Below are 16,946 nucleotides of genomic sequence, written 5' to 3'. Positions count from 1 at the left end.
TATTTCGGCAATTTTGATATGAAGTGACTTTTATTATTGATTTGGAATTAACATGAGATCCTTCGCCACCCGACTGCAACAAGCCGGTTGCATCACCGACGTGCCCGGCATCCGCGCCGGGCATGCCCGCATGGCCGATCGCGCCACAGGCTGCACCGTCATCCTCACCGAGCGCGGGGCCATTGCCGCCGTCGATGTGCGCGGCGCGGCGCCCGGCACGCGCGAAACCGATTTGCTCGCGCCCGGCCAGCTTGTGGAGCATGCCCACGCCATCGCCTTGTGCGGCGGCTCGGCCTACGGGCTGGCCGCCGCCACCGGCGTCATGCAATGGCTGGAGGAGCGCGGCTGGGGGCTGGATACCGGCTACGCCCGCGTGCCCCTCGTGCCCGCCGCCGTGCTGTACGACCTGCTGCTGGGCGATGCGCGCATCCGCCCCGATGCCGCCTGCGGCTGGGCCGCCTGCGAAGCCGCCTGGAACTCCACCGGCCCGCTGGCCCAGGGCAATGCGGGCGCGGGCAGCGGCGCCGTCGTCGGCAAGATGTTTGGCCTCGATCGCGCCATGCGCGGCGGCATTGGCTCGGCCAGCCTGCGCGTGGCAGGCGTGACGGTGGGCGCGGTAGTGGCCTGCAATGCCGTGGGCGATGTGCGCCACGGCGGCGATGGCCGCATCCTCGCCGGTGCACGCCAATCGCCCGAGAGCCTGCAACTGTGCGACGCCCAGCAAAGCCTGCTGGCAGGCGTGCCGCCCCTGCCCGCGCTGGCCGGGGCCAACACCACCATTGGCGTGATCGCCACCGATGCGCCGCTGAGCAAGGTGCAGGCGCAGCGGCTGGCGATGGCAGGGCACGATGGCCTGGCGCGCACCATCACGCCGGTGCACACCATGTCCGATGGCGACACCTTGTTTGCTCTGGCTACCGGCCAGGCCGCCAGCCACCCCGGCATGATGGTGTTGGCCGTCATGGCCGCCGAAGCGGTGGCGCTGGCCACCGTGCGCGCCGTGCTGCATGCCACGCCGTATGCGGAGCCGGGCCTGCACCTGCCCGCCGCCCAGCCGCTGGCGCAAAGCATGGCGTCATGAGCGCGCGAGCGCTGTTCTCCTTTTTCTTTTCCCCCTTTGACTCATCACTTCCTATGCAAGCCTTGCTTCAACGCGTGCGCCAAGCCAGCGTGCAAGTCGATGGCCAAACCGTCGGCGCAATTGGCCCCGGCCTGTTGGTGCTGTTGTGCGCCGAATGCGGCGATACGCCCGCGCAGGCCGACAAGCTGCTGGCCAAACTGCTGAAACTGCGCATCTTCAACGACGCGCAAGGGCGCATGAACCGCAGCGTGCAAGATGTGCAGGGCGCGCTGCTGCTGGTGAGCCAGTTCACCCTGGCCGCCGACACGAGCGCGGGCAACCGCCCGGGCTTTTCGCGCGCCGCCCCGCCACAGCAAGCCAGGGCTTTGTACGACTACTTCGTCACCCAAGCGCGCGCCTTGCACCCCGAGGTGGCCACGGGCATTTTTGCGGCCGATATGCAGGTGATGCTGGTCAATGACGGGCCTGTCACCATACCGCTGCATATCGCGCCTGAATCGGCCTGAATCCACTCGATTTATTTCAAATCAAAAGTAAATAAAAATACCTTGTTTTGGCAACATAGGTATAAAAGTATTTATACATTGATCTGAAATCAAACCTGCATGGCGCGGCAAATCTGCATCACCAGGCGTTGCAAGGCGCCGTGCGGGTCATGCGGCCAGAGGGGATGGGGCAGCCCCTTGTTGATGCCATCGACCACGTGCGCCGATTGCACCAGGCGCGAGAGCGCAGGCCGACGCAAGCGCGGCGCCACGCGCTCAAACAGCTTCTCCTTGGGCCCCCAAACCCGCGCTTGCCGCAAGGCCTGTGGCAGGGGCACGCCTTCATCCAGCGCACAGCGCAGGTGGTACAGGCTGAGCACATCGCCCGCCAGCGTGCTGTGCAGGCGCACAGGCGCTTCGCCCTCGGCCAGCAGGCCCTCCAGAATGCGTTGGCTGCGCACAGCTTGGCCCAGCAGGCAGGCGCGCGAGAGGTCGCTGAGGCTGTAGCGCGCCACGTTGAGCACGCTGGCTTCGATCTGCTCACGCGTCAGCGCCCCCGGCGGGTAGAGCAGCGCCAGTTTTTGCACTTCCTGATGCGCGGCCATGAGGTTGCCTTCCACGCAATCGGCGAAGAAGGACAGCGTTTGCAAGCCCTCATCGCCCGCCGCCACGCTTTGCCCCTGGGCCTTGAGCCGCTGCGCCAGCCAGGCGGGCATATCGGCGCGGGCCACGGGGTCGATGCGCAACACGGCACCCGCACGCTCCAGGGCCGTAAACCACGCGCTTTGCTGCATGGTGCGATCGGCGCGGGGCAGCAAAATCAGCAACAAGGTATCGGGCAAAGCGCCGCCGTCCTGGCGCAGCTGAGCGGCCTGCTGCGCCAGGCGCACAAAGACTTGCTCGCCCTCTTTGCCCGGCTTGCCCGTGGGCAGGCGCACTTCGACGATCTTGCGCTCGGCAAACAGGCTTTGGCTGGCGCAGGCCGCCACGATGGCAGACCAGTCAAACTGCCTGGCGGCGGCCACAAAGGCTTCGCGCTCGGTAAAGCCCAGGCTGCGCGCGTGGGCGCGGATGGCATCAAGCGCTTCTTGCTCCAGCAAAGGCTCGTCGCCGTGCAAGATGTACAGCGGCTCCAGCCCCTGGTGCAGGTGCGCGGGCAATTGGGGCAAGGTCAACAGCATGGCGGGCCCGGGGAAAGCAAGAGAAGGGGGGCGCCACTGGCGCACACCGAGGGTGGTGGAACGCCCGTCGATGGCGACACATGACGCCTGGGCGCGTCACGCGGGCTTGCGCGCGGCCAACATGTAATTGACGCTGGTATCGTCGCTGAGGCTATAGCGGCCCATGAAGGGGTTGTAACTCAGGCCTTTGCTCGCCTGCAACTCCAGCCCCGCCTGGCGCAACCAGGCGGCCAGCTCTGCCGGGGTGATGAAGCGCGCCCAATCGTGCGTGCCGCGCGGCAGGATGCGCAACAGGTATTCCGCCCCCACGATGGCGAACAGCCACGATTTGGGATTGCGGTTGAGGGTGGAGAAAAACAGCCAGCCGCCGGGCTTGGCCATCTCGGCGCAGGCGCGCACGATGGCGGCGGGGTCGGGCACGTGCTCCAGCATCTCCATGCAGGTGACGACATCGAAGCTGCCCGGAGCCTCCTGCGCCATGGCCTCGGCGCTGATGCAGCGGTAGGCGATATTGGGCGTTTGCGCCTCCAGCGCGTGCAGTTGCGCCACGCTCAAGGATTTTTCAGCCAAATCGATGCCATCCACCCAGGCTGCGCCCGCACGGGCCATGGCATCGGCCAAGATGCCGCCGCCGCAACCCACATCCACGATGCGCTTGCCTGCCAAGCCGCCCGCTCGCTGGGCAATCCACTCCAGGCGCAAGGGATTGATGGCATGCAGTGGGCGGAATTCCCCGTCCGGATCCCACCAGCGGTGGGCCAAGTCAGAAAATTTCTTTAATTCGCCAGCATCGGCATTGGGGGGGAGTTCGGTCGTGCTCATGCGGGCGATTATTCCATTTCTCTAGAGCGTGTGATGCACTTTGCGCTCCCCCGCGCTGGCCCCAAAACCGTGTAATCGCAAGGCGGCGCGCGCCGCCAAGGCTGGCTGCCTTGGCAAGCGGGCCAACGCGGCGAGTGCATGGTTTTGGGGCCAGCCCAAAGGGAGAGCGCCCCGGCATGTGCATTGCGGCGTTGCCGCCCCCTTGCAGCGCAGCCAGGCTGCGGCGGGGCCAGCGCCTTGCACTGCACCCGCCGGGGCGCTCTCGCAGGGGGCGGAAAGTGCATCACACGCTCTAGCCACCCGGAACGCGGTGCGTGCAGGTGTGTTCAGGCGCATTCGGGGGCCGCCCCTTCACTGCCCGGGCTGCAGCGCACTGGCGTTGCGCAAGAACGGCGCGGGCGGCTGCAAAGCCAAGGTGTGGGCGTATTGGCGGGCCAGCAGCTCATCCAACTGCGGATCGCGCAGCAACACCTGCCCTTGCCCCGCAGGCGATGCCGGATAAGGCGTACCTACGACAGTGCGCTGGGGCGAGCGCTCGATGGCGTCGCCTGAAAAAGCCGCCAACGCTTGCTGCGGCGCCGCAGCGCCACGCGTGACAGCCGCCTTCTGGGCCGCCGACGATCCTTCGGCCAACTGCATACCCTGCCCGACAGGAGAAAAGCGCGCAACGCTGTTCCACCCGATGGCGGCCACTGCAGCCAAAGAGGCAACGCCAGCGACCATCTTCCAACGGAAAACAGCGGCATTGGCCGCATCACGCCCAGACGCCACGGCCACGTTCGTGAGGACCGGGGCTGGCTCTGGCTGGGCGGTATCGGCACCGTTGTGTACGACGCCATTCATCGCGGCCTCTTGCGCCATGCGCGCGCGCACCCCTTGCAAAAACGCGCCACTGCTGCCCGCGCCCACGCGCCCAGTGCGCAAGCACTCGCCCGCAACGTGGTAGCTCTCCCAAGCTTGCAACAGCGCATCGCATTCAGGCGCCGTGGCCAGATGCTGCATCAAGCGCTCGCACTCCGCCGCCGACAACTCGCCATCCGCCAAGGCCGAAAGCAACAAACCCGCCTCGGCTTGATCGACGGCAGGGCGAGTCGTTTGTGAGCGCTGAAAAGAAGGGTGTGACATGAGCAACCTCGAAAAACAACGTGAAATGCGCAATAACGTGACGCGGCTGGCCAACGCTGCACAGCCCCAACGAATCCTTCGACTCACGCCAGCGCCACAAGTTTCCTGCTTTCTAACGTGCGGTGAAGATGTGTAAAAAACGTGGCTGCGCACCCAGCTCACCAGCGCTTGCCCATGCGGTTTTCCAGCAAGGGCTTCACGCGCTGCGAAATCGCCTCACGCGCCCGGAAAATACGCGAGCGCACCGTGCCGATTGGGCAGGCCATCGCCTCAGCGATCGCCTCATAGCTCAAGCCGTCAATTTCGCGCAAGGTCACCGCTTGCCGCAACTCCTCAGGCAAAGCATCCATGGCCGCATTGACGGCTGCGGCAATTTCCTTGGCAGCCAACACGCTCTCAGGCGTTTCAGGCGAAACAGGCTCCAAAAAAGGGGCGCCCGCTGCATCGTCATCCTCATCGCGCTTGCGCAAAGCGCTTTCGGCAATGGCAGGGTTGCGCTTGAGATCGCCCAGACTTTTCTTCGCCGTATTGACCGCAATGCGATACAGCCACGTATAGAACTGCGCCTCGCCCCGAAACTGGTGCAAGGCACGCCAAGCGCGAATAAAGGTTTCCTGCGCAATATCCTCCACCAAATCCGCATCGCGCACCATGCGGCTGATCAGCCGCTCAATACGGCGCTGGTATTTGATCACCAGCAACTCAAACGCTCGCTGGTCGCCCGCCTGCGCGCGCGCTACAAGCTGCTGGTCGGAATCGCCTTGGGAGGCGGGGTAGGAATCGGTCATGAAGTGCGAATGGGGCAGGAAGACACGCGCCACGCCATCAGGGCGGCAAAGCGCCGGAAAAATGCAAGGCGCGTCGCAAGTCGCCCCAAAACGGCACGGCGGCTTGACGCTCCAGCCACAGCCAGCGCGGCGCGCGCGCCACCACTAGGCTGCGACAGCGCAGCATCAGGAAATTTTGGCCATCCCACACCATTTCAAGGGCCACGGGCTGTACATCGCCCCTGTCCGGCTGCGCGTCCTGCCAAGCCCACGCCCAGCCATCCCACAGCAAAAAACCAGACCCCATGCCCCGCCATTGCCCCCACGCCCAAAGCGAGCACAGACCACTGGCCGCACCAATCAGCGCCCACCACAACCAACCGCCCCCACCGCTTCGCCAGGCCCCAACAGCCCCTAGCAGCACAGGTACCGGCATCAGCCAAGCCAGCGCAGCCACCAACCTGGCGGCCCGCTGGCTGTACGAAACGGGATACCGAAAAGCGGGTGGACGGTAGCGTTCAGTCACAACAACGGGGCTGTTCTCAAGCCATCTTCAGCGACACTCGATCAATCAACAAATCAAAAGAAAAACCAAAGCAATACCATCAAGCCGAAAAAGCTTTATTTTTTATCTTTTGATTTATAAAATTAGACGGCGACATACCCTATCTACGGTGCACTTGTACTGGGCACAAGAAAGGCCCGCTTGCGGGCCTTTCTACTTTCATCACATTTTCAATCCGGCTACCACGAGACTACGGTCCGTTCAGCGCTTGCCCTGGGCAGGCTTGGGGCCATTCGACATCGCAATCGCTCAGGGAAATGATCTGCGTCAAATCCGCTTGAACACCAAAGTACCGTTGGTACCACCGAACCCAAAGTTGTTCTTCACCGCCACATTCAGCTTGGCATCGCGCGCCGTGTTGGCGCAGTAATCCAAATCACATTCCGGATCGGGATCGTGCAGGTTGATCGTGGGCGGTATCTTTTGGTGGTGCAGCGCCAACACGGTGAACACGCTTTCCAAACCGCCTGCGCCGCCCAGCAAATGCCCGGTCATGGACTTGGTAGAGCTGACAACGATTTGATGCGCACGATCACCCAACGCCGCTTTAATGGCATTGCTCTCGTTCACATCGCCCAACGGCGTTGAAGTGCCGTGCGCATTCAGGTAGTCCACCTCATCGGCATTCACACCCGCATTGCGCAGGGCTGCCAACATTGCGCGGCGCGGCCCTTCGATATTGGGCGCGGTGATGTGGCTGGCATCGGCACTCATGCCATAACCCGCAACCTCAGCATAAATCCTTGCACCACGGGCTTTGGCATGCTCGTACTCTTCCAGCACCAGCACACCCGAACCCTCACCCAGCACAAAGCCGTCGCGACCGCGATCCCAGGGTCGCGAAGCCGCTTCCGGATCGTCATTGCGCGTGGAAAGGGCTTTCATCGCCGCAAAACCGCCGATACCCAATGGACACACCGTGGACTCAGCTCCACCGGCCACGATCACATCGGCATCGCCATACTCGATTAAACGCGCACCTTCACCAATGCAGTGCAGGCCAGTGGTACAGGCCGTCACCAACGAAAGGTTTGGCCCTTTGAGGCCTAACCGGATTGAGACTTGTCCGGCCACCAAATTGATGATGGTCGAAGGCACGAAAAACGGAGAAATGCGCCGCGCCCCCCGGCTCATGAATTCAGCATAGTTGGCCTCAATGAATGGCAGGCCGCCAATGCCTGAACCAATCACCACGCCACTGCGCTCGGCCTGCTCTTCACTTAAGGCATCGCCCAAAGGCAAGCCCGCATCCAGATAGGCTTGGTGCGCCGCCACGATGCCGTAATGGATGAAAGCATCCATCGTCCGCGCTTCTTTGGCGTTAATGAGGGCACTGGCATCCAACCCCTTAACCTCACCGGCAATTTGTGCGGCAAAGCTCGAAGCATCGAACTTGGTAATAGGCCCGATGCCCGATTTGCCAGCCAGGATGTTGGCCCAAGCCTCAGGCACGGTATTGCCAACAGGGCTGACACAACCCAAGCCAGTGACAACAACTCTGCGTCGACTCATTCGGTGCAATCTTTCAATGAGGCAAGATCTACGCCAGTTCGCAAACCGGCGTCATTCCGATCAAGCCTTGTGATGGGAATTGGCGTAATCGATGGCCGCCTGGACGGTTGTGATTTTTTCAGCGTCTTCGTCTGGAATTTCGATGTCGAACTCGTCTTCCAGCGCCATGACCAGCTCCACGGTATCCAGAGAATCAGCACCCAGATCAGTCACAAACGACTTCTCATTGGTCACCTGGGATTCTTCTACGCCCAGCTGCTCTGCAATGATTTTCTTAACGCGTGCTTCGATATCGCTCATGTAAGGTCCCTTTGAGGGTAGTCAATGAACCCGGAATTCTAGTATGTCCCACAAGTCTTGAGAGACAAACTTGCCGCCCAGGCAACGCGGCAATTGCAAGCGGCCTTTCTTTAAGGCGCAAGCACAAGGCCCGTACTGTACATGAGGCCCGCCCCCGTTTTTTTCAGGGGATTACCCCATGCCATTGCACGGAGCGCAGCATCACATCCACATCCCGCCATTCACATGCAGCTCTTGGCCGGTCACGTACCCTGCTTCCGGGCTGGCCAGATACGCCACGGCAGCTGCCACATCTGCAGGTTGACCCAGGCGACCCACCGGAACTTGGCCCACCAAAGCCTTTTGTTGATCTTCAGGCAGTACCGCTGTCATGTCGGTTGCAATAAAGCCAGGGGCTACGCAATTCACTGTGACACCACGTGCGCCAAGTTCGCGAGCCAACGCGCGCGTCATGCCAGACAGACCTGCTTTGGCAGCAGCATAGTTGGCCTGCCCTGCATTGCCCATCGCCCCCACTACGCTGGTAATGTTGACGATGCGTCCATAGCGTTGTTTCAGCATAGGGCGCATTACCGCCCGACAGAGACGGAATACAGCATAGAGATTGGTATCCAATACGGCATTCCAGTCTTCATCCTTCATACGCATGGCTAGCGTATCGCGCGTAATGCCGGCATTGTTTACCAACACATGAAGACCGCCTTGCTCTTTAACCAACGTATCAATCAAGGCCTCCGCTGCGGCGGCATCGTTGACGTTCAAGACCACGCCACGACAGCCAGGATAGCCTGCCAAGGCTGCGCCAATTTTCTCTGCACCTTCAGGCGTAGTCGCCGTACCAATCACTCGCAGCCCACGCTCGGCCAGAGTCTGCGCAATGGCTGCGCCAATGCCGCGTGTCGCGCCGGTCACAAGCGCAATTTGATCTGTTGGATGTGTCATGAAAGCATTTCCTTTACTGCCTGCAAGCTGGCGGGATCGAACATGGCACCTGCCTGGAGATCGCCGCTAATGCGACTGGTCATGCCTGTCAGGACTCTACCTGGCCCACATTCGATGATGTGCGTGATACCTCTCTGCTGCATGGCCTGAATACACTCCACCCAACGCACAGGGCCAAATGCTTGCCGATACAGCGCATCTCGAATCCGAGCCGGATCCGTCTCCACTGCAACATCAATATTGTTAATAACGGGGATGGATGGCCCATTGAAAGTCAAATTTTCCAAGGCCTCCCGAAGCCTCTCTGCTGCGGGCTTCATCAAACTGGAATGGAATGGCGCAGACACAGGCAATGGCAATACCCGCTTAGCCCCTGCAGCTTTCAGGGCAACAGCAGCAGCCTCGACCCCCGCTTTGGTGCCCGCAATGACAGTCTGGCCAGGCTCATTGAAATTAACGGCCTCCACCAAATCAGCCCCGCCTTGCGCCGCCAAATCCTGCGCAACCTGCTGGCACACCGCTTTGACTTGATCGGCCGGCAGAGCCAAACAAGCAGCCATCGCACCAGCACCCACGGGCACCGCCTCTTGCATGGCGGCTGCACGCAACCGCACCAGCGGCGCCGCCTGAGTCAAAGTCAATACGCCCGAGGCCACCAAGGCTGAGTATTCCCCCAACGAATGACCCGCCAAGGCTGAGGGGTCACTCCCTCCTTCCGCCTTCCACGCACGCCAGCACGCAACACCCGCCACCAACATGACGGGCTGGGTATTCGTCGTCAACGACAAAGCCTCCTTGGGGCCTTCATGGATCAACCGACCCACATCCTCATTCAGCGCATCCGAGGCTTCTTGCAGGGTTTGTAAAACTGCGGGGTGATCGCCCCAAGCGTCCAACATGCCTACAGCTTGCGCGCCTTGGCCTGGAAACACAAATGCGAATGTGCTCATTTTGAATGTCTCGACAATTGCAATAGCGGCAAAAACTTCACATCTGGACGACGACCGCGCCCCAAGTAAAGCCTCCACCCACGCCTTCCATCAATACGCGCTGACCTGCGCGGATTTGGCCTGTGCGCACGGCATGGTCTAAAGCCAGAGGAATAGAGGCCGCAGAGGTGTTGCCATGCTCATGAACCGTCACCACCACTCGCTCGGGCGGTAATTGGAGCTTGCGCGCCGTGCTCATCATGATCCGAATATTGGCTTGGTGCGGAACCAGCCAGTCCACGTCAGAGAAGGTCAAGCCAGCCTTGTCCAACGCAGCACGAGCCGCCTTATCGAGCAAACCCACAGCCAGCTTGAAAACGGCCTGCCCATCCATACGCAACAGCGGCTCACCCAGCACTTCACCGCCACAGACCGTGCCAGGCACATGCAAAATTTCCCGATAGCGCCCATCGGCGTGAATATCGCTGGCCAATACGCCCGGCGTATCAGACGCTTCCAATACCACCGCACCCGCGCCATCGCCAAACAGTACGCAAGTCGTTCTGTCTTTGAAATTCAAGATGCGGCTAAAAACCTCAGCACCAATCACCAAGGCCGTGCGCGCCGAGCCTGCGCGAATCATGGCATCGGCCACAGTCAACGCATAGACGAAGCCACTGCAAACCGCCTGCACATCAAAAGCTGGGCAGCCATATGCCCCCAACTTATGCTGAACAATAGAAGCAGTGGAGGGGAACACCATGTCCGGCGTGGAGGTCGCGACGATGATGAGATCAACATCCTCAGCACTTCGACCGGCTGCTTGCAACGCTTGACGTGCAGCATGCGTGGCCAGCTCACTACTAGGCGTATCCACTTCCGCAAAATGACGCGCACGAATACCCGTGCGTTCCACAATCCATGCGTCCGAAGTTTCAATGCCGTCGCGAGCCAATCGATCAGCCAATTCCTGATTGGTAACCCTTTTGGGCGGCAAATAGCTACCTGTGCCCGTTATTTTGGAATAGGTCTGCATGGAAGAAAAAGGCATGATTTCAATCCATCACGGCAGCAACCCGCGACAGGAGACTCAAATCAAAACAGCAAGGCCGCCTGCTGCACCCTGCTTTCAATTTTTTGCATAAGCTGATTCTGCGCGGCATCCGCTGCCTTGCTTAAAGCATGCTCAAAGGCCATTTGATCGGCCGAACCATGGCTTTTAAACACCAACCCACGCAAACCCAGCAGCGCCGCACCATTGTGACGACGATGATCCACCTTCGCTTTAAAGGCGTTAAGTACCGGCATAGCAGCCAAGCCTGCCAGCTTAGTCAACGCATTACGGGAGAACTCCTGCTTGAGCAAGCTGGAAATCATGGATGCCAAGCCCTCGGTCGCCTTGAGCGTAACATTGCCCACAAAGCCATCGCAGACCACGATATCCGTCGTACCCTTAAAGATATCGTTACCTTCTACATTGCCGTAGTAATGGATAAGCGAACGCTCGCCAGCCTCACGCAACAACTCGGCTGCGCGCTTGATGGTATCGCTCCCCTTAATAGCCTCCGAACCCACATTCAGCAAGCCAACCGTAGGCTTATCGCGGGATTTCAAGGCCATATCCAAAGCCGATCCCAGCACAGCAAACTGAAGAAGATGCCGCTCCGTGCAATCCACATTCGCCCCGAGATCCAGCACCGTCGTTGCACCACCTTTAATATTCGGCAAAGGATAGGCTATTGCAGGCCGCTCAATGCCGTCCAGCATCTTGAGTACATAACGCGCAATCGCCATCAACGCACCAGTATTCCCTGCCGAAAGCGCAACCTGGGCACGCCCCTCCTTAACCTGCTCGATCGCCACACGCATGGAGGAGCGCTTTTTGTGCCGCATAGCCACTTCGACAGGATCGTCCATGGCCACAACTTCCTCGGCATGAACCACCTCAGCACGCGGATGCACCACATGCCCTAGTACATCCTGATGCCCCACCAACAGCACGCGCAACCACTCATGGCGGTTAAGCACCTCCAAACAGGCAGGCACAGTCACAGAGGGGCCAAAATCCCCCCCCATGCAGTCAACAGCAACTATCGTCGTCACAAATCGCAACCGACCCAACAAAACGCAACGACGCATCTAAACGCGACGTCGCGCCAACAGCATCAAACTTCGACAGCCTTGTTTTTCAACACACGACGGCCACGATAAAACCCTTCAGGGCTGATATGGTGGCGCAAATGCACTTCACCCGTATTCGGCTCGATAGCCATACCAGGGACCTTAAGCGCATTGTGCGAACGATGCATACCACGCTTAGAAGGAGATTTTTTATTTTGTTGAACAGCCATTTTCGGCTCCTGAAAAGTGAAAAGCAGAAACGGCGCGCACGCCATACTGCCATGCAAAAATCCACGCGCACCACAGCTCCAGCTAGCACGCACCATGCAGCGCTTTTCGCGCAAAGCCGGGCATTATAGGCGATTCGACTCAAACTGCGGGACCTCCCTCCAAGAGAACCCGCCCCCCTCATTGTTAAGGAGCAGACCTTGAACGATTGTCATCGCCTAACCCACCATTGATCTTTGGCTGGCGCAAACAGATAAACTGGCACTTACTTTTTTTCACGGCTCGACGGCTTCGCTTTCCCTCTGGGGCTGTCTGCCACTTCACCCCATAAACCCACCATGTTCAAGCCCTCTTTTCGCATTTTTTTTGCTGCCATCGCACTGAGTTTGGCCGGCGCTGCCTCCGCGCAGTGGCAATGGGTTGACGACAGCGGCCGTAAGGTTTACAGCGACACACCGCCACCGGCGCACATTCCACAAAACCGCATCCTGAGAGCCCCAGGGAAAGGCACTGGCAATTCGCTCAAGCCTGCCGCCACAACAGCAGCTCCCGCTTCGGACAGCACGCCAACCGAAGACAGCGATCTCAAAGCCAAAGTCGATGCGGCCGACAACGCCCAACAGCAAGAGCAAGCCAAAAAACAAGAGGCTATCGATAAAAAGAATGCCGAGATCGACAGAAAGAATGCAGAGATTGAACGACAAAACCGTGCCACCCTTTGCAACAGCGCCAGAATTCGCCTGGATCAACTGACATCGGGCAAGCGCCTTTCTACGGTGGATCAAAAAGGCAACGTCGGCTTCATGAACGATGCGCAGCGAGAGGCCGAACGCAAGCGCGCGCAAGAGGACATTCGCAAAAACTGCTGAGCCTAGCCATGCCTTTGCTCACTCTCACACACAGCTTCATCGTTTCGCATCCTCGGTGAGCGCCCTGCCCTTGGCCCTGAAGTTGCCGCTAACGGGCAGCGGTTTGATCGAAGCCAGCGCTGGCACGGGCAAAACCTGGACCATTGCTGCGCTGTACTTGCGGCTTGTACTCGGGCATGGCGCCAACGCCGCGCCCGAAGAAACACCCATCCCGCCCTCCATTCCCGCAGAACAGGAAATGCTGGGGCTGGCTTTTGCGCGCCCGCTCATCCCCAAAGAGATTCTGGTCGTCACCTTCACGCGTGCTGCTACGCAAGAGTTGGTCAGTCGCATTCGCGAGCGTTTGAGCGAAGCGGCGCATTTTTTTCGGCAACACGACGACGGCAGCACTCACCCTGATGCCTTTTTGCAGCACTTGCGTGCGCACTACCCCCCAGGGCCGTTGCGCGAACAAGCAGCCTGGCGACTGGCAAACGCGGCCGAAACCATGGATGAGGCCGCCATCCACACCATCGACGGTTGGTGCCGCCGCGTGCTGCAAAACTACGCCAGCCTGACAGGCGTCATGGGCGACGACTCGCTCGACGGCGATACCCATGCGCTGTGGCAAGCGGCCGCCATGGATTTCTGGCGCAACCACATCTACCCCATGCAGGGCGATGCCATGCAGGCCATCCAAACTATTTGGCCTGATGCACAAAAGTGGCTCGCCACCAGCCAAACCCTGCGCAGTCCACCACAGGGAGCGCCGTTATTTCCTGGCGCCAGTGGCGACTTTGGCGCGTGGCTGGGCCAGGCTTACCGCCAGCAGCAACAACAACTCCAGCAATGGGCGGCAGAGTGGCAAGAAAAAACACCGCGCTTGCAAGCCTGGCTGGATGAGCAAGTTCTCCACTACGGCGCCGATTGGAGCGGGAGCTTCAAGCCGCATTACCCCAAATGGCTGCAAGCCATCGCTGATTGGGCGCAGCAACCAACCCCGCACATGGACGCGCTCTCGGAAAGCGCCAAACGCCGCCTCAGCCCCAGCGGCATGCTGGCTGCGCGCATGCGCAACGCCCCAGCGCTTGCGGCCCAGGACTTGCCGCCCGAGCTGGAAGATTTGCAGCAACTGCTGCACCAGCTCGCCCAACTGCCTGCGCTGCGGGACGCCGCCACGGACTTCGCCGCGCGCTATACCTATCAACGTTGGCAACAGCTCAAAGCCCAGCAGGCCTTGATGGATTTTGGGGATTTGCTGCTGCGCGTGCGCCAAGCGCTGGATGGGCCGCATGGCCCCGCATTGCGCCAACGCTTGCTCGGCGATTACCCCGTCGCCTTGATTGATGAGTTTCAAGACACGTCGCCAGACCAATACGCCGTCTTCCACACCATCTATCAAACCGTCAGCCCATCCGCGCCAACGCCCCACACCGACGAGGCCGCGCCCACACCGCCCCGCGCATGGCTGCTCATTGGCGACCCCAAGCAATCCATTTACAGCTTTCGGGGCGCGGATATCTACAGCTTTCTGGCCGCCAAGCAGGCCACACAAGGGCAACACTACGCGCTCGACACCAACTTCCGCTCCACTCACGCCATCGTGGCGGCGGTCAACCACCTCTTTGCGCAAGCCGAAGCCCGCTGCAAAGAAGGCGCGTTTCGCTTCCGTACAGAACAGCACGATCCCTTGCCCTTTACCCCCGTGCAGGCGCGTGGCCTGGAAGAATGCCTGCAAACCCCAGAGGGCGCCGTTGTCCCTGCACTAACATTCTGCGCCCCGCCTGCCGACGCGCAAGGCGATCGCCCGCTGCTGGCGCAACTGTGCGCAGAGCAAATCGCGCAGTGGCTCAACCAGCCCTTGCGCTTTCAAAGCGCCGCCCAGCCCGATGCCCCCGAAGCTGGGCGTACCTTGCAGCCGAGCGACATCGCCGTGCTCGTGCATCGGCAGCAAGACGCCGCACTGATGCAAAAAGCGCTGCGCCAGCGCGGCCTGGATGCCGTTTACCTCTCCGATCGCCAATCCGTCTTCGACAGCCCTGAAAGCCTGGACCTGGTGCACTGGCTGCGCGCCGTGGCCGAGCCAGGCGACGTCGCCCTTGCGCGCGCGGCCTTTGCCACCCCCCTCATGGCCCAGCCCATTGCCGACCTGCTGCATGCCGCCGACCATGAAGACGCGCTGGAGCGCCAGCTCGACACACTCCAAAGCCTGCATGCCATCTGGCGCCGCCAGGGCGTGCTGCCCATGCTGCACCAAACCATCCATCGCCTGAATCTGGCCCAACGCTGGCATGCCCTGCACGACGGCCGCGCCGAGCGCCGCATGACCAATCTGCTGCACCTGGCCGAGCTGTTGCAGCAAGCCAGTGAACAGCACGAAGGCATGCAAGGGCTGATCCGCCACCTTGTGCAGCAAATCCACCACGCCCGCCACAGCGCGAGCGACATGGATGCGGGCGAGCAAACCCTGCGCCTGGAAAGCGACGCGCAGCTCATCCAAATCGTCACCATCCACAAAAGCAAAGGGCTGGAATACCCCGTCGTGCTACTGCCCTTTGCCACGCACGCCCGCGCCAACCGAGGGCAAGGGCCAACCCCAGTGCCGTCCGCGCCAGACCCCGCCGAAGAGCGCCTGCGCGAAGACCTGCGCCTGCTCTACGTAGCCCTCACACGGGCGCGCCATGCGCTGTGGGTCGGCGCCCCCCGGCATAAGCTGGATGCCCGCAGCGCGCTGGCCCATTTGATCGATAGCCGCAGCCTCCGCCCCAAAGAGCGCGGCGAAAGCGACTGGTTCACCCCCCTCAGCGCCTTGGCGCAAACCTGCCCCCACATCCACGTCATCCCTACTCAGGACGCCTCCTGCACCCCCTACCAACGGCCACAGCCCGCCCCCCATTGGCGGCCCCTGCTGCCTTACCCCCAAGGCATTGAGCAAGACTTCGCCATCGTCAGCTTCAGCGCCCTGGTGCGCGGCGCACAACCCGCCCCCGCTTTGGCGCAACCGGCCGCGCACACCGCCGATGCAGATGCCAATGCAGATGAAGCCGCCCTCCACCACGCCACGCCCCTCAAGCTCTGGCAACCTTTGGACCAATTGGCCAGCGATGAGCCCGTGCAAGAAGCCAGCGCGCTCCCAACGTCCCCCCATGATGCAGCGCATGACGCGCCCCCCGCCAATGCGCCCTGGCACGCCCTGGCCGGTAGCGCCCGCTTGGGCGATTGGGTACACCAAAGTCTGGAATGGCTGCAAGCCGAAGGATTCCCCACCCCGCTGACACCCGCGCAGCAGCACCGCCTGGCACGCACCGCCACCCTGGCAGGCTTCGACGCCGACATCACCACACTGCAAACCTGGCTGACCCACATGCTGGACGCCGCGCTGCCCTTGCCCGACGGCAACGCCCGGCTGTGCCAGCTCCACAGCACCCTGCCGGAATTGGAGTTCTGGCTGCCCGTGCCCCCCGGCAGCGACGCCCCTGCGCACCCCCACGCCCCCTTCAACGCCCACACGCTGGACGCGCTCTGCCGCCGCCACATCTACCCCGGCCAGCCCCGGCCACAACTGCCAGCGCGCCAATGGCAAGGCATGCTCATGGGCTTTGCCGACCTCGTTTTCCAGCACCAAGGCCGCTACTGGGTGCTGGACTACAAAACCAACCGGCTCGGCCCCGACGCCGCGAGCTACCACGCCAGCGCGCTGGGCGAAGCCGTGCTGCAACACCGCTACGACTTGCAAGCCGCCTTGTACCTCTACGCCCTGCACCGCCTGCTGCACGCGCGCCTGCCCGATTACCACCCCCAGCGCCACTTGGGCGGCGCCCTGTACTGGTTTTTGCGCGGCATCGACCATCCGCAAGCGGGCCTGCTGCACATCGCCACCGCCCCGGACATGCTCCAGGCCATGGACGAAGCCTTGGGCGCAGCGCCTATCGACGCACCCAAAATTACAAATCAATAAGCAATAAAAACACCCTATTTCGGCGCATCGACAATAAAGCAGAAAATTCTTTGAAGTAGAATTCAAGCATCAACACATCACA

Annotated in this window: 16 protein-coding genes; 4 read left to right on the top strand and 12 right to left on the bottom strand. The window is 61.2% G+C overall.

Features of this window, described 5'->3' with window-relative positions; all coding sequences use genetic code 11:
- Positions 1 to 52: 52 nt before the first annotated feature.
- Together EBQ26_RS08950 and dtd are read left to right on the top strand one after the other, a co-directional pair.
- Positions 53 to 1,081 carry a P1 family peptidase gene (locus EBQ26_RS08950; RefSeq protein ID WP_122238676.1) on the top strand — a complete coding sequence of 343 codons (1,029 nt, stop codon included), beginning with the start codon at positions 53 to 55 and terminating at the stop codon, positions 1,079 to 1,081.
- A gap of 53 nt (positions 1,082 to 1,134) precedes the next feature.
- Positions 1,135 to 1,587, top strand: coding sequence for a D-aminoacyl-tRNA deacylase (gene dtd, locus EBQ26_RS08945; RefSeq protein WP_122238675.1), 453 nt, complete (start codon positions 1,135 to 1,137; stop codon positions 1,585 to 1,587).
- Between the two features lie 89 nt (positions 1,588 to 1,676).
- On the opposite strand, the gene holA is transcribed toward dtd, so the two are convergent.
- The 12 genes from holA to rpmF all read right to left on the bottom strand — a co-directional run bounded on the left by holA (position 1,677) and on the right by rpmF (position 12,060).
- Positions 1,677 to 2,747: a DNA polymerase III subunit delta gene (gene holA / locus EBQ26_RS08940; protein ID WP_122238674.1), complete on the bottom strand. Its 1,071-nt coding sequence runs from the start codon at positions 2,745 to 2,747 to the stop codon at positions 1,677 to 1,679.
- A gap of 96 nt (positions 2,748 to 2,843) precedes the next feature.
- A complete protein-coding gene (ubiG, locus tag EBQ26_RS08935; protein WP_122238673.1) occupies positions 2,844 to 3,569 on the bottom strand; it encodes a bifunctional 2-polyprenyl-6-hydroxyphenol methylase/3-demethylubiquinol 3-O-methyltransferase UbiG in 726 nt (241 codons plus the stop codon).
- 351 nt (positions 3,570 to 3,920) lie between these two features.
- Positions 3,921 to 4,694, bottom strand: coding sequence for a sigma-E factor negative regulatory protein (locus tag EBQ26_RS08930; RefSeq protein WP_122238672.1), 774 nt, complete (start codon positions 4,692 to 4,694; stop codon positions 3,921 to 3,923).
- A 158-nt stretch (positions 4,695 to 4,852) separates the two neighbouring features.
- On the bottom strand, positions 4,853 to 5,482 hold the full coding sequence (gene rpoE, locus EBQ26_RS08925; RefSeq protein WP_122238729.1) for an RNA polymerase sigma factor RpoE: 630 nt from the start codon (positions 5,480 to 5,482) through the stop codon (positions 4,853 to 4,855).
- Between the two features lie 37 nt (positions 5,483 to 5,519).
- Positions 5,520 to 5,768 (bottom strand): hypothetical protein, encoded by a 249-nt coding sequence (locus EBQ26_RS08920; RefSeq protein WP_122238671.1) that lies wholly within the window; start codon positions 5,766 to 5,768, stop codon positions 5,520 to 5,522.
- Between the two features lie 525 nt (positions 5,769 to 6,293).
- Positions 6,294 to 7,538 carry a beta-ketoacyl-ACP synthase II gene (gene fabF / locus EBQ26_RS08915; RefSeq protein ID WP_122238670.1) on the bottom strand — a complete coding sequence of 415 codons (1,245 nt, stop codon included), beginning with the start codon at positions 7,536 to 7,538 and terminating at the stop codon, positions 6,294 to 6,296.
- Positions 7,539 to 7,598: 60 nt separating this feature from the next.
- Positions 7,599 to 7,838: an acyl carrier protein gene (gene acpP, locus EBQ26_RS08910; RefSeq protein WP_122238669.1), complete on the bottom strand. Its 240-nt coding sequence runs from the start codon at positions 7,836 to 7,838 to the stop codon at positions 7,599 to 7,601.
- A 201-nt stretch (positions 7,839 to 8,039) separates the two neighbouring features.
- A complete protein-coding gene (gene fabG, locus EBQ26_RS08905) occupies positions 8,040 to 8,780 on the bottom strand; it encodes a 3-oxoacyl-ACP reductase FabG (protein WP_122238668.1) in 741 nt (246 codons plus the stop codon).
- Positions 8,777 to 9,730 (bottom strand): ACP S-malonyltransferase, encoded by a 954-nt coding sequence (gene fabD, locus EBQ26_RS08900; protein ID WP_122238667.1) that lies wholly within the window; start codon positions 9,728 to 9,730, stop codon positions 8,777 to 8,779. Before fabD ends, fabG begins: the two co-directional genes overlap by 4 nt.
- Before the next feature lie 37 nt (positions 9,731 to 9,767).
- Positions 9,768 to 10,745, bottom strand: coding sequence for a beta-ketoacyl-ACP synthase III (locus EBQ26_RS08895; protein WP_122238666.1), 978 nt, complete (start codon positions 10,743 to 10,745; stop codon positions 9,768 to 9,770).
- 59 nt (positions 10,746 to 10,804) lie between these two features.
- Positions 10,805 to 11,848 carry a phosphate acyltransferase PlsX gene (gene plsX / locus EBQ26_RS08890; protein WP_122238665.1) on the bottom strand — a complete coding sequence of 348 codons (1,044 nt, stop codon included), beginning with the start codon at positions 11,846 to 11,848 and terminating at the stop codon, positions 10,805 to 10,807.
- A gap of 26 nt (positions 11,849 to 11,874) precedes the next feature.
- Positions 11,875 to 12,060 carry a 50S ribosomal protein L32 gene (gene rpmF, locus EBQ26_RS08885; protein ID WP_122238728.1) on the bottom strand — a complete coding sequence of 62 codons (186 nt, stop codon included), beginning with the start codon at positions 12,058 to 12,060 and terminating at the stop codon, positions 11,875 to 11,877.
- Positions 12,061 to 12,396: 336 nt separating this feature from the next.
- On the opposite strand from rpmF, the gene EBQ26_RS08880 reads away from it, so the two are divergent.
- Both EBQ26_RS08880 and recB read left to right on the top strand, forming a co-directional pair.
- Positions 12,397 to 12,927 carry a DUF4124 domain-containing protein gene (locus EBQ26_RS08880; RefSeq protein ID WP_122238664.1) on the top strand — a complete coding sequence of 177 codons (531 nt, stop codon included), beginning with the start codon at positions 12,397 to 12,399 and terminating at the stop codon, positions 12,925 to 12,927.
- Positions 12,928 to 12,982: 55 nt separating this feature from the next.
- Positions 12,983 to 16,864 carry an exodeoxyribonuclease V subunit beta gene (gene recB, locus EBQ26_RS08875; protein ID WP_238944264.1) on the top strand — a complete coding sequence of 1,294 codons (3,882 nt, stop codon included), beginning with the start codon at positions 12,983 to 12,985 and terminating at the stop codon, positions 16,862 to 16,864.
- The last annotated feature ends 82 nt before the right edge of the window (positions 16,865 to 16,946 follow it).

The sequence above is a fragment of the Allofranklinella schreckenbergeri genome (assembly GCF_003703475.1).
GTDB classification, from domain to species: domain Bacteria; phylum Pseudomonadota; class Gammaproteobacteria; order Burkholderiales; family Burkholderiaceae_C; genus Lampropedia; species Lampropedia schreckenbergeri.
This window is presented reverse-complemented; position numbering and strand designations above follow the sequence as displayed.

Bases quoted from the DNA above. Each gene is read 5' to 3' on its own strand.
- EBQ26_RS08950 (WP_122238676.1), top strand. From the start codon at position 53: ATGAGATCCTTCGCCACCCGACTGCAACAAGCCGGTTGCATCACCGAC.
- dtd (WP_122238675.1), top strand. From the start codon at position 1,135: ATGCAAGCCTTGCTTCAACGCGTGCGCCAAGCCAGCGTGCAAGTCGAT.
- holA (WP_122238674.1), bottom strand. From the start codon at position 2,747: ATGCTGTTGACCTTGCCCCAATTGCCCGCGCACCTGCACCAGGGGCTG.
- ubiG (WP_122238673.1), bottom strand. From the start codon at position 3,569: ATGAGCACGACCGAACTCCCCCCCAATGCCGATGCTGGCGAATTAAAG.
- EBQ26_RS08930 (WP_122238672.1), bottom strand. From the start codon at position 4,694: ATGTCACACCCTTCTTTTCAGCGCTCACAAACGACTCGCCCTGCCGTC.
- rpoE (WP_122238729.1), bottom strand. From the start codon at position 5,482: ATGACCGATTCCTACCCCGCCTCCCAAGGCGATTCCGACCAGCAGCTT.
- EBQ26_RS08920 (WP_122238671.1), bottom strand. From the start codon at position 5,768: ATGGGGTCTGGTTTTTTGCTGTGGGATGGCTGGGCGTGGGCTTGGCAG.
- fabF (WP_122238670.1), bottom strand. From the start codon at position 7,538: ATGAGTCGACGCAGAGTTGTTGTCACTGGCTTGGGTTGTGTCAGCCCT.
- acpP (WP_122238669.1), bottom strand. From the start codon at position 7,838: ATGAGCGATATCGAAGCACGCGTTAAGAAAATCATTGCAGAGCAGCTG.
- fabG (WP_122238668.1), bottom strand. From the start codon at position 8,780: ATGACACATCCAACAGATCAAATTGCGCTTGTGACCGGCGCGACACGC.
- fabD (WP_122238667.1), bottom strand. From the start codon at position 9,730: ATGAGCACATTCGCATTTGTGTTTCCAGGCCAAGGCGCGCAAGCTGTA.
- EBQ26_RS08895 (WP_122238666.1), bottom strand. From the start codon at position 10,745: ATGCAGACCTATTCCAAAATAACGGGCACAGGTAGCTATTTGCCGCCC.
- plsX (WP_122238665.1), bottom strand. From the start codon at position 11,848: ATGCGTCGTTGCGTTTTGTTGGGTCGGTTGCGATTTGTGACGACGATA.
- rpmF (WP_122238728.1), bottom strand. From the start codon at position 12,060: ATGGCTGTTCAACAAAATAAAAAATCTCCTTCTAAGCGTGGTATGCAT.
- EBQ26_RS08880 (WP_122238664.1), top strand. From the start codon at position 12,397: ATGTTCAAGCCCTCTTTTCGCATTTTTTTTGCTGCCATCGCACTGAGT.